This window comes from Desulforhabdus sp. TSK, from assembly GCF_022836495.1.
Taxonomy (GTDB): Bacteria; Desulfobacterota; Syntrophobacteria; order Syntrophobacterales; family Syntrophobacteraceae; genus Desulforhabdus.
In genome coordinates, this window is the sequence record NZ_BQXM01000007.1 from 1 (window position 1) to 12,832 (window position 12,832).

The window sequence follows — 12,832 nt, forward strand, 5'->3', positions numbered from 1 at the left end:
ATCAGTGCAAATGCCCGCATGCGGGCTCGACGAGATGAGTGGTGCTCACACATTTCTCGAAGTGTGATCAATTCGGCTTCGGATAATGGCTTTACGTACTTCACGCAGGCTCCTCGTAGAGGCTTTGTTATTAACATCGTAATATCACTTATCCGATTTCGTTCATCATATCAACTTTGTTTGAAAACATTTGCTTGGGTACTTAACTCAACAACATTGGGTAACCGCGCTCAAGCAAGTCCTGGCGCGGTTTTTCTAATTATGACCAACCCTCATTTAAGTCTGAAACAATATACTTAGATTTCAACAACTTTACCCCTGAACGGTCACAAATTTGAGCGATTCTAAAAGTTCTAAATCTAAAAATGTGTACAGAATGACAAAGTTGTAAGTCAGAAATTGAAAATCTTCTTAATTCAAAACAGTATAAAATATAATAATCAAGGTAAATTAAATAACATGAGATTAGCTTTATCCCAAAAGGCATACATCATGCATAAAATCCTCTTCAATTTTATTCATTTCAGACCAATCACGAACAAATTACTTCAGAGGGGGAGATTAAAAATGTATAGAAGATTATTCTTTTTGGTTTTAGTAGTGTGCGCATTCACTTATACAGACAATTATTCACATTCTGCCGAAATAGGACCATTACTTCAGAAAGAAAATCTAGTATACAAAGGTGCATTTAGAGTTCCAGCTGGTAATCTTGGCGGTGAATCAAAAAGATCCAATACTCTTGGCTTTGGAGGAGGCTGCTTAACCTATAATAAAACTAGAAACTCATTATATATTTCCACTTATGAACGACTTATACTTGAGCTATCTATACCAAAACCTATTATAAGCAATAACATATCAGATTTAAATACTGCAACTTTATTACAATATCCTGTGGATCTCACGAGCGGGAACTATGATAATTTAAAAGAGGATAGAACTCCGATAACAAACGGAGGTGTTCCTGGCGGCTTTTTACTTTATAATAATAAGTTAGTGGGATCAGCATATGCTTATTACGATGGTGCTTATCAAGGGACTTACTCGCATTTCACGGCCTCGCCGAATTGGATAGCTGATGGGAAACAATTTAAGGGCTTACAAAAAGTTGGCGTAAATCCCATTAATCCCACATCCGTAAACGGCGGCTTCGTTGGCGGCTATATGTGTGCTATCCCACAGGAATGGCAAGCAACATTTGGTGGACCTGCATTGACGGGAAAAGGAGCCATCTCTGTCATTGGCAGATCATCTACAGGCCCATGCGCCTGGGTATTTAACCCTGATGCTATAGCCGAAAACACAACTTGCCCTGCGAAAATATTATTAGGATATCCGTCCGGCCATACAACATTAGGAGCATATACTGACGTCTCCAATTTATATTACAATCGCACCGCTGAATATAACGGAATGGTTTTTCCATCAGGAAGTAGCAGTATTCTTTTTTTTGGAAGAATTGGTTTGGGAGTTACCGGGGAAGGTGATTCTTGCTATGGTTCCAATATCGCAGATGCTTCAAAACATTACACATTTCCAAATGAACAGGTTGTTACTTCAGTAACACCTAATGAATTAAAGGTAGCTCAACTTACATTTACAATTCCTTCCGGTCTTAATATATTGGCTGGCGTCGGAGTAACCGCAAAACCAACTGCTAATTTAAATTATCATGTATCAGGAACTGTAACATCTTATTCAGGAACATCTTTAGTAATTAATGTAGCTTGGGATAAAGTTTTAGGCGAAGGCACCGGATTTTATAATAATTGGCAAATACATATTGCCGGTACAACTGGTGAAGGCTCCGTTCCTTACTGTTATGACTTGGTATACAACACAAAGGGACCACACGCATATCCATATATTTATCAGGCAGTTGCTTATGATGCGAACGATTTGGCAAAGGTACAAAATGCGATAACAAACCCAAGCACTGGTCAACCTTATCAACCATGGGATCTAAAACCTTATAGCAGATGGGTTTTTGACTTTCCATTTGCCAACCCAAATGGTCGCGTTCTAGGGGTCGCATATGATTCAAGTACGCAAACGTTATTTATATCTCAGGATAGCGGTGACAAAAATGGGTTGGATCCTCTTCCAATAATATACGTTTACCAAATAACAATCCCTTCTAAACCACAAGTGTTCATTTCAGCACCAACAAATTTAACAGCACCCCCGTTAAATAAGTAAAACAGATTATATGTCGTTGCGTAAATATTTGCGTTTAGAACAATACCAACTTTCATTTTTTAGCCTACTTAAACAGCTTTTAAGGGTTATAATCACTCGTGCATTGGCAAAATTATACTGTTCTGATCAGCAATCTGTGACGACCATAACTAAACGTTACTGCGTTGGAAATACATATTTTCAATCTTCCAATTTTATTGAAAGTTGGAAAGCTGTCGAAAAGCAATTTGCTGGAATCAAGGTATTAAGAGCATCCACTCAAAATAGGAATAGGTACGATATTCCTTTTGTCTATGAGAGAACAAATGCCCAATATCTAGTTGAATTTCGAGATTATTATCATTTAGAAGATACAATAAAAGATTCCGATAATGAATACGTCGCTATGCAGCGATTAGCTGCTTGGGTTGGAACGCAATGGGATCATGGTACCTCTAGTGTGCCTGGAGGTACCAAAGTCTGCAATCCGATTCAAGTCGTCCAGTCAGGCCAAAGGGGCGCCAAGTTCTGGTGTGAGATTGCTGCAAGACTAATGGTCCACGCAGCTACTGCTTTAGGATGGCCTGCTCGCTTGGTCACTTGTTCTCGTAACGGCTACGCGTGGGAGCATGCAGTCGCAGAACTTTGGTCTAACGTACACAAAAAGTGGTTTGTGATTGATCCCGATTTCAATATTGTTTATGAGCACAATGGTATACCTCTATCTGCGTTCGAAATTTGTCATCAAGGCCTAGAGCTCGATAGTAAAGGTTTGATTAGAATAAAGTCTTTTGCGCCTATTAAACCGAGTTTGAGACCTACGAATCTTATCCCATTTTACAAATATATCCATATCGATATGCGTAATGATTGGTGTACACGGAATATCAGACGTGGCAGCCCAACTAGTGGTGATATAGCGACATGGTACACAACGAATAAGCATATCAACAAAATTCTAACTTCCGCAATCAAAATTGACGATGAAAATATCTTTAATTGGCCAGTCAACGTGGTCGAAATTCATATAGTCAAAGCTTATCAAAATCTTCATGACATTATTTTAGATATTAATTTATCAGCATATAGTCCATATTTTATCGACTTCGAAATTTCATTAGACCTTAATCCATGGTTTACAAATAAGTATGGACGATTTTCTTTCAATATTTCTAATGGAATTCATTATATACATGCACGAACCATTACTGAGTATCAAAATAAAGGCCCAATAAGTACAATGTGTTTTCAAGTACAACTTAATTAATATACTCTACCAGGAGCTTAATAGTGGAAATAGAATTAATTGAACGGATTGTTTTAGAATCAATAGAAATTTCAAATTATACCCTTGATGACGATAAGAAAATAATTATCTCACACGATGCCAAGCTGTTTGGAAAAGATGGCCAATTAGACTCCATGAATCTAGTTGCGCTACTGATACAAGTCGAAGAAACTCTGCAGGACCAGGGAGTAGAAATTTCCCTAACTGATGAACATGCAGTTTCCGTAGCAAGGAGCCCCTTTAAAGATGTTCCTTCTCTGGTTAATTATATCGACCTACTGATTAAGACCATGCAATGACTCAAAAACGTCAGATACTCATAACAGGCACAACCAAAGGACTGGGCGATAAACTCGCTCGTCATTTCCTTGACGAGGGGGATATCGTTTTTGGCTGTGCTCGTTCGCCCACCGATCTTACCCACGACAACTACCACCATTTTTGCCTGGATGTGACTGACGCTAAAGGTATCAAAGAGGTTTTCTTCAGGATAAGGCAAGATTTCGGCCGACTCGATGCGTTGATCAATAACGTCGGGATTGCAAGCATGAACGCGTTCGCACTGACTCCCCTGGAGACTGCAAGAAAGATCATGGAAGTCAATTATTTCGGCACCTTTTCCTGCAGCCAGAGGGCTATCGGTCTCCTGAGAAAGTCCAAGGCACCACGGATCATCAACCTGTCTACAGTAGCCGTTCCCCTCAATTTGGAAGGCGAGGCGGCCTATGCAGCATCCAAGAGCGCGGTTGAAACCCTCACACGCATCATGGCTAAGGAACTGGGAGGGTTTGGCATTACCTGCAACGCAGTCGGTCCTTCTCCCATCGCAACGGACCTCATCAAAGGCGTTGGGGAAGAGAAGATCCAGAAGCTGATTCAGGCGCAAGCCATCAAACGCATGGCAACTCCTCAGGATGTTATCAATGTCGTCGAATTCTTTCTGAGGCCGGAAAGCGGGATGATTACAGGCCAGACGATTTACCTCGGAGGAATATCATGACAATGGAATTCCTTCTGGATAAGCTGGAAAGTTTCAAAGACCGGGAAGCGGTCGCATCCGGTTCTTCCGTGACGAACTATCGGCACTTGCTGGAACAAATAGAAATCTGGCGCAAGCGACTTCGGGAGGAGCAAATTGAGCGAGGGGCAGTGGTCTCTTTCGACGGGGATTATTCCGCAGAGTCCATAGCACTCTTTTTAGCTTTGGCGGAAAACAAAAATATCATCGTTCCCCTTTCGGCCGACTCTACGGCACATCATGAGGAATTTCGGAAGCTGGCGGCGAGCGGGTGTCATGTTCGATTGGCTATCGAAGGACTGAGGGTGGAAGATTTTGGAAAAGGTTCCGGCTCCAACAGTCCAGTGAAAGAGGAACGGCAGGCCCCGTTAAAAAAACTGGATTCCGGCTTCCGCCGGAATGACGAGAGGGGGAGACTTACAACATCTTACGAGATCATGACAGTACCGGAGGCCGGTGATGCCGCAGATCACCCGCTGTATGCAGAGATCCGGAAGAGGCAGTCTCCAGGACTGGTCTTGTTCTCCTCGGGTTCTACGGGAAAGAGCAAGGCTGCCGTCCACGACCTGGGCTCACTTTTCGAAAAGTTCAAGGCCTCGCGGCAGGCATGGCGAACCATCGTCTTTCTTCAACTTGATCATATAGGCGGGATAAATACCTTGATTTACACTTTATCCAACGGGGGAACCATCATCGTTCCCGCCGACCGCAGCCCAGCAACTGTATGCCGTGCGATTCAGCAGCATCGAGCCGAACTGCTCCCCACCTCCCCCACCTTCCTGAATCTGCTGCTCCTTTCTGGCGAACAGCGCAACTGGGACCTTTCTTCCCTCAAACTGATCACCTACGGAACCGAACCCATGCCCGAAAGCACTCTTCAGCGTTTGGCGGCAGAATTGCCCCATGCGAGGCTGCAGCAGACTTATGGGCTTTCCGAACTGGGCATCTTACAGTCTAAATCCAGAGATTCCCAATCCCTCTGGGTCAAGGTGGGAGGGGAAGGCTTTCAAACCAAAATTGTCGATGGCCGACTCTGCATCAAGTCCAGGTACGCCATGCTCGGGTATCTGAACGCCCCCTGCCCTTTCGATGCAGAAGGCTACTTCGATACAGGCGACCAAGTCCTGCAGGATGGCGTCTGGATCAGGATCCTCGGGAGAGACAGCGAAATCATCAACGTCGGAGGCTACAAGGTCTTTCCTGCAGAGGTGGAAAGTGTGCTGTTGGAAATGGATGCGGTAAAGGATGCCGTGGTTTTCGGGATGGATCATGCCATCACGGGAAAAATCGTGGCGGCAAAGGTTAGCCTCAAAGAGCCCATGCCACTGAAGGAATTCAAGTCGCAGATGCGGCAGTTTTGCAAATCGCGTCTGCAGGCCTACAAGGTGCCGAGTAAGGTGCTGCTGGCGGAAGGCCCTCTGCACAGCGAGCGGTTCAAAAGAATGCGGAAGAGCGCGGAAGATTAAGAAGCATCTCTGGGTTGGATTCAAAGACATGAAGCGTCTTCTCAAACTCTTCTTCATCCGAATTTCCCAGCTTCTAGTCCTCCCCTGTGCCGCTATCTGCTGGGCCGAAGGGAGCTTGTGCGATCATTCCGAAGCCTTCTTTCTCTTCTGGTCCCACCTGTTTTCAATCCTGCCCGGCACTCCCGGCCTCTTCATCCGCCGCGCCTTTTATACCCTCACCCTCGAACGATGCTCTCCGGAATGCTACATAGGATTCGGGGCTATTTTCACACATCGAGCGACTATAGTGGAAAAAAATGCCTATGTCGGGCTCTATGCTCTGATCGGCTCAGCGCACTTGGGGGAAAGGTGCCTCATCGGGAGCCGGGCAAGCTTGCTCAGCGGCGGGTATCTCCATAGCCGCAGGGAGGACGGCAGCTGGGCACCCTTTGATCCGTCACAAATGATCCAGATCAAGATCGGTCGAGATGCTTGGATCGGCGAAGGCGCCGTCGTGATGGCCGATGTGGGGGACGGGAGCATGGTTGCGGCCGGAAGTGTCGTTTCATCCAACATAAAGGCCAATATTGTCGTTGCCGGCAACCCTGCACGCTTCGTTAGAAATCTTTAGAAATTAGACAGGATTAACAGGATAGACAGGATGAGAGCTGAATATTTTTGAAAAGGAAGATAAACCAACTCACCTGTGGAATAATCAAGAATCGAATCCTGTAGATCCTGTTAATCCTGTCGAGAAAAAAGAATGCCTCAAAGAATCAATTTTGTAGACTGGCTGAAAAGCGTGGGGATGTTTCTCATCGTGTTCGGTCACGTTGTTGGCCCTCCCTTCAATCAGTTCACCCAGCCGATCTATCCCAAACAGCTAGGGGTGGCGCTTTTTATTTTCGTCATGGGCTGGAGTCTTGCCAACGAGGAAAGACCGCGTTGGCGGGTTGCGTTCAATCGGCTCTTCCCGGTCTATTTGTTCGGGATCGGTTCTGCAGTCTTGCTGAGTGGGATAGTGTTCCTGGCACAGAGGGATTTGAATCCAAGCAATTATTTGCCGTTCATGATGGGAATAAACGTTTTTCTCAACTATTTTCCCGCCAATCCCACAACCTGGTATATCGGGACTTATGTACATGTCATTCTGATTTGGTGCTTCTTTTTGCAGGGCAGGAACGTACCTTTCTGTGGGTTGGGCCTGGCTCTGGTCGTGGAGATAGGGCTGCGGGCCGCCATCATGTACACGGGGTACAACTACACTGCCTACATGATTCTGCCCAACTGGGCCACGGTCTTTCTGCTGGGCATGTATTTGAGGGATCGAGGGGATCTCGATGGCAAGGCGGCGTTATCTCTCCTGGCGCCGCTTTGGTTTTTGTCGCTGTTTGTATGGGCGACGGTCTTCAACCCGTACAACCTCGACAAGTCGTTTCCATTTCGTGATTTTCCCGGGGAAGCGACGGTCTTCAGCCTGTTGGCTCGTTCCGGAATGATCTCCTTCTTGTACCTGTTTCATGTCCTGCTTCTTTTTCAGATCTTTCGGCGTATCCAAGCGAATGGGGTGGTCAGGTTTTTTTCAAGAAACACTCTACTGATTTTTATTCTACACATGCCTTTTTTGTATGCCTTCCATTCCTGGGTTTACAGGGTCATCCCCATGGTGTGGCTCAAGAAGAGCGTGATGATTCTTCTCATGTATGGGGGAATTGGACTTTTTTCCGAGGTTGTTTTGCGCATTGTGAAACCGAATCGTTTGAGAGAGAGGGTGTGGGAGAAAGGGAGTGCGCTTTTCGAACAATGAAGATGACGATTAAACGCATCGTCTCGGTGGTCATGCGGGTGCTGTCCCTGCCGGTGCTGCTGATTTACAGGCTCGAGGCCCTCTGTGTGGGGGAAATGAAGGCCTTCGGCATGGTGACCCAGTGGGTGTCGCTGGTCCCGGGTTTGACAGGCGAATGGTTTCGGAGAGCGTTTCTACAGTGGCACACGGGCCTGAGACTGGAAGACTGCTGCATCAGCTTCGGAACAACCTTTTCGGACCCTAGGGTCGTTATCGGGAACGGGGTCTACATGGGCAGAAGCTGTGACATTGGATACGCCGAAATCGGCGAAAATTGCATGATTGGGAGCTCCGTCCATATCTTGAGCGGTCTCAAACAGCACAGCTTCGACGACCTGGACACGCCCATAAAAGATCAGCCGCGTGAGTTTTCGAAGGTCACCATCGGAGAGGATACCTGGATCGGGAACGGGGCGATCATCGCTACGGATGTAGGCCGGAAATGTATCATAGGGGCAGGAGCGGTGGTGGTGAAGCCTCTACCTGATTATGCCATCGCCGTCGGCAACCCCGCTCGCATCGTAAGGTACCGAGCCGGTCGTGGGGAAGAGACTAAAAGATATTAGACAGGATTAACGGGATGGACAGGATAGAAAACAAAAAAAGTCTTTTATCCTGTCCATCCTGTTGATCCTGTCTAAAAGATGACTGTGGTGAGTCAAGTATGAAGGACGAGAGGTTGGTCATAGAATTTTTGGAGCATGCGGGGTTTGCACGGGAGCGTGAGCCTGTCACCTTTGGGGTACCTTTTCCCCACGGCGTTCTTCAGTCGCCGTCTTCTGTTGCCGTCACAGACGGAGGCCAGCCCATTGCCACGGCAGCGACTCCCCTCGCCAGGTGGGAGGACGGCAGCATCAAATGGCTGCTCATCGATATGCAGGTTTCGTTGGCGGCCAATGAGAAGAAGCGCATCGAAATTCTGGTCCATTCGCCAGGGTCGAAATTTCAAGAGTCGGGTGAGGAGTCGCAGATCGGAAGACTCGATATAGAAGGAGAGGCAGGAAATATCTCCATTCACTGCGGTGAAGCGGAGCTTCACCTTGATCCGACTTCGTTCATGCCCTTCAGTCGAGTCCACGTCGGCGGATCACAGATCATTGAGTCGTCCCGCATTACGCTCCTCGACGCAGAGGGTAAGGGGTGGCATCCGCAGGTGCTGGACTGGCGTGTAGAACAGCGCAATCCGTTGAGAATGGTAGTGGCGTTTGAAGGGGCCTTTGCCAGTGGATCAGTTGTTCATCCGCTGCGATTCAAATCCCGGCTGCATTTTTATGCGGGAAAGGGAACAGTCCGCGTGGATTTCACCGCGTGGAACCCCAGGGCTGGCCGCCATGCGGGAGGAGTTTGGGACCTCGGCGACCCGAACTCCATTCTCTTCCGTAATTTGAGGCTGGAGTTAGGAGTTGCAGCCGGTTCTGATCACGTCGGCTGTTACGCTCTCGATGTGGGGGGGCAGAAGCAAAGCGTAGTCGGGAATCTCTCCATCTACCAGGATTCCAGCGGTGGAGAAAACTGGCGATCCCACAACCATATCAACAAGGATGAAAAGATTCCTGTCACTTTCAGAGGCTACAGGGTGCTGAATGGAGAGCGTGTGCTGCAGCAAGGGCTGCGCGCCACGCCTTCTGTGGCCTTGCAGGGAGATGAGGTCTTCGCGGCGGCGAGCGTCAAGGGTTTCTGGCAAAACTTTCCAAAAGCTTTTGAAGCGTCTCAGAACCGTATCAAAATAGGTCTCTTCCCCGAACGCTTTAACGACCTGTTCGAGCTGCAGGGCGGGGAACAGAAGACTCACACTCTTTATCTGCATGTGGGGCATGGGGCTGCGGATGTCGGGTGTCTGGACTGGATTCATGAACCGTTGCTGCCGTCGATAGATCCTGAATGGTACTTCAAATCGGGCGCATGTCCAAAGCTTGTTTCTTGGAACCGGGCTGCTGAGGAGGATGAAGGCTTTCAAGCCTATCAGCAACTCATCGATGTAGCAGTGAAGGGGGAACGATCCTTTTTTGCCCGCAGGGAGGTCATCGACGAGTACGGATGGCGGAATTTCGGCGATCTCTATGCGGACCATGAAGCTGCCTTTCACGAGGGCCCCAATGAGTTTGTGTCCCATTACAACAACCAGTATGATGTCGTCAAAGGCGCACTGGTTCAATTCATGAGAACAGGTGAAGCATCCTGGCATCAGCTCGCTGTGGAGCTTGCGGACCACGTCCTGGATATCGACATCTACCACACAGGCGAAGACAGGTACCAGTTCAATCACGGGATGTTCTGGCACACGGATCACTATCTGGATGCCGCAACGAGCTCTCACCGGTCGTCGTCACGCAAGCACCGCGAATGGAAAGACCCCAGGTTCGTCGGCGGAGGCCCGGCCTATGAGCACAATTACGCCACCGGATTGCTTTACCTATACTGGTTGACCGGCGAAGCGCGGTTCAAAGAAGGCGTTCTGGAGCTGGCGGATTACGTTGTTCGAGGACTGGAAGGACCGGATACTCTGGTTGAAGCGGGTCTCCTGGCAGCCAAGGAGCTGAGACGGGCACTCAAAGCGATATTGAATAGGGTTTCGGAGGGGGGGCTCACGCCCTATGGCTTCGAGGGGCCGGGGCGAGCCACGGGGAACGCTTTGAATACGCTGCTGGATGGGTTTCTGGTCTCTGAGGATCGTCGCTACATGGACTGGGCTGAGCGGCTCATCAAGGACTGCGTCTCTCCGGAAGACGACATCGAAGCCAGGGATCTCCTGAATGCCGAGTACCGCTGGATGTACAACATCTTTTTGCAAGCCCTGGGGCGTTACCTGGATATCAAGAGGTCATCGGGACGCCTGGATAGATCCTTTTGGTATGGACGATCGGTGCTGCTGAAATACGCTGCATGGATGCTCGAACACGAGTATCCCTACCTGGAAAAACCCGAGATCCTGGAATTCCCCAACGAAACCTGGGCAGCCCAGGACATCCGAAAGGCCGATGTGCTGGCCCATGCAGCGCTGTACTCGCCCGAGCCGCTGCGCAGCAAGCTGCTCAGCAAGAGCCGATTCTTTTTCAGGATCAGCATCGATCAGGTGAAAGATTTCCCATCGCGGGAGCTCACTCGACCGATCGCCATACTCATGTCAAACGGCATGGTTCATATGGATATCATCAGTTCCCTGGATTTTCCGGAAGCCGTGGCATCCAGAGACCTGAACTATGGGCCGGCTGGGATGGAAACTCACACGGAAAGGCGTACACGGATCACTCCCCTGGCCCATCTGGCAAAAGTTTTGGGTAACACGTCTTTAAAGAAAGAGCTGCATTCCGCCAAGCTGCGGCTACAAATATAATTTAATATTTTGAATTTATTCATTGAAATCTTACCAGCCCTACTTTGGAGTTTTTTGGGCATCTTGAAACCCCTGGGGTATGATCATCTATGGAAAGCAAGGTAGAAAACGGAAAGTTGCTCCAGGTGGAGCAGGAAAAAGATCATGGAATAGACTGGTCGCTGTTTGTTGTTGTGCTCATTCTCACGGCACTCGGTGTCTGCCTGTACTTCAGGGTTGTTGCCGAGATGGTGGAGGATTGGTCCAACGACCCCAACTATTCCCACGGGTTCTTAGTTCCCCTCTTTTCGGCTTATCTGGTATGGGAGCAACGGAGCCGATTGAAATCCATGAACTTCCATGGCTCCTGGCTCGGATTACCTGTCCTGCTCTTGGGGATAGGCATGCTGATTCTTGGCGAAATAGGGGCTGAATACCTTACAACACGAACCTCGCTGATTGTTATGCTGAGCGGGCTCGTGCTGTTCAACCTCGGCGTTCAAGCTTTCAAGCTCTGGTCCTTCCCCCTGTTCTTCCTGGTGTTCATGATCCCACTGCCGGTCATTCTTTTCAACGCCATCACTTTCCCCCTCCAGAACCTGGCCGCGCAGAACGCCGCCTGGGCATTGGACCTGCTGGGGGTTCCCGTCCTGCTCGACGGCAATGTGCTGCACCTGAGCCACTACAGCCTGGGAGTAACGGAAGCCTGCAGCGGCATCCGATCTCTGGTGTCCCTCTTGATGATCGCCGTCGTCTGGGGATACTTTGCCTTCAAATCCATAGGCCCCCGCCTGCTTCTGGCCATCGCCGCCGTTCCCATCACCATAGCCGCCAATTCCGTTCGGGTGATCGTCACGGGACTCATCGTGCAGTATCTCGGGCTTCAATACGCCGAAGGCTTTTACCACACCCTTTTAGGCTGGCTGATCTTTCTGGTGGCTTTCATTGGATTGGCATGCGTTCATGCGCTGATTGCGTTGGGGCAGCGTTTCAGGCAAAGGGAGGCGGGCTGATGCAGAAATATCGTCTGATGGTATCCTGCGGTCTCCTCCTGGCCACGTTTCTCTTCCTTCAGGCCAGGTCTCATGGCGATCTTGCGCCTGCCAACAAGCCACTCCGCGATTTTCCCTCAACCATTGCCGGGTGGCAGGCGCGTGAGTTTTCTCCCTTCGACTACAAGTCTCTCGATATCCTTAAGTTGAACGACTACACCAATCTGCACTTTGTGGGGCCGCAGGGCCAAAGTCTCTGGCTGTACATCGGCTACTGGAATTCCCAACGCAAGGGCGCCCAAATCCACTCGCCGAAAAACTGCCTGCCCGGCAGTGGGTGGGAACCGGTCGAGGATTCGAAGATCACGGTGCCGCTCGCTCCACCCTACTCGCCCATTACCATCAACAGCTACCTCCTCCAAAAGGATCGTGAACAGCAGCTCGCCCTGTATTGGTACCAGTCTCGAGGAATCGTCAACGCAGCGGAGCTCTCGGCGAAAATCCAAATGGTGAAAAACTCCCTTCTCTACAACCGCAGCGACGGGGCCATCGTTCGCGTCATCAGCCCGGTACATGGAAGCGTTGCCGAGACGAAGGAAATGCTGGTGCGCTACGTGCAAGGGCTTTATCCGGTGCTTTTGGAATTTCTCCCGCAGTAGGTGCTGCAATTGATTTTTTTTATTAATTGATTTTTTTTAACCACGAAGAGCACGAAGGACACGAAGAAAAACGATACATTCATACGGATC

11 protein-coding genes are annotated in these 12,832 nt (G+C 48.9%); all 11 read left to right on the plus strand.

The window, feature by feature from the left end; all coding sequences use genetic code 11:
- The first annotated feature begins 567 nt into the window (after positions 1–567).
- The gene (locus tag MWC30_RS05775) at positions 568–2,202 is read left to right on the plus strand and encodes a hypothetical protein (protein ID WP_244083207.1); all 1,635 of its coding nucleotides are present in this window, start codon (positions 568–570) and stop codon (positions 2,200–2,202) included.
- Between the two features lie 10 nt (positions 2,203–2,212).
- Positions 2,213–3,448, plus strand: a complete 1,236-nt coding sequence (locus MWC30_RS05780; RefSeq protein WP_244083208.1) for a transglutaminase domain-containing protein — start codon at positions 2,213–2,215, stop codon at positions 3,446–3,448.
- Positions 3,449–3,471: 23 nt separating this feature from the next.
- A complete protein-coding gene (locus MWC30_RS05785) occupies positions 3,472–3,768 on the plus strand; it encodes a hypothetical protein (protein ID WP_244083209.1) in 297 nt (98 codons plus the stop codon).
- Complete coding sequence (locus MWC30_RS05790; protein ID WP_244083210.1) at positions 3,765–4,469, plus strand: SDR family NAD(P)-dependent oxidoreductase; 705 nt, start codon at positions 3,765–3,767, stop codon at positions 4,467–4,469. The genes MWC30_RS05785 and MWC30_RS05790 overlap by 4 nt, the downstream gene beginning before the upstream one ends.
- Complete coding sequence (locus tag MWC30_RS05795) at positions 4,466–5,953, plus strand: fatty acid--CoA ligase family protein (protein WP_244083211.1); 1,488 nt, start codon at positions 4,466–4,468, stop codon at positions 5,951–5,953. Before MWC30_RS05790 ends, MWC30_RS05795 begins: the two co-directional genes overlap by 4 nt.
- Before the next feature lie 28 nt (positions 5,954–5,981).
- Positions 5,982–6,563, plus strand: coding sequence for a DapH/DapD/GlmU-related protein (locus MWC30_RS05800; protein ID WP_244083212.1), 582 nt, complete (start codon positions 5,982–5,984; stop codon positions 6,561–6,563).
- A 132-nt stretch (positions 6,564–6,695) separates the two neighbouring features.
- Positions 6,696–7,739: an acyltransferase gene (locus tag MWC30_RS05805; RefSeq protein WP_244083213.1), complete on the plus strand. Its 1,044-nt coding sequence runs from the start codon at positions 6,696–6,698 to the stop codon at positions 7,737–7,739.
- A gap of 2 nt (positions 7,740–7,741) precedes the next feature.
- A complete protein-coding gene (locus tag MWC30_RS05810; protein WP_244083214.1) occupies positions 7,742–8,344 on the plus strand; it encodes a DapH/DapD/GlmU-related protein in 603 nt (200 codons plus the stop codon).
- A gap of 98 nt (positions 8,345–8,442) precedes the next feature.
- Entirely contained in the window at positions 8,443–11,112 is a 2,670-nt protein-coding gene (locus tag MWC30_RS05815; protein ID WP_244083215.1) for a hypothetical protein, read from the plus strand.
- Positions 11,113–11,201: 89 nt separating this feature from the next.
- The gene (xrtA, locus tag MWC30_RS05820; RefSeq protein ID WP_244083216.1) at positions 11,202–12,104 is read left to right on the plus strand and encodes an exosortase A; all 903 of its coding nucleotides are present in this window, start codon (positions 11,202–11,204) and stop codon (positions 12,102–12,104) included.
- Positions 12,104–12,742, plus strand: a complete 639-nt coding sequence (locus MWC30_RS05825) for an exosortase C-terminal domain/associated protein EpsI (protein WP_244083217.1) — start codon at positions 12,104–12,106, stop codon at positions 12,740–12,742. Before xrtA ends, MWC30_RS05825 begins: the two co-directional genes overlap by 1 nt.
- Positions 12,743–12,832 lie beyond the last annotated feature (90 nt).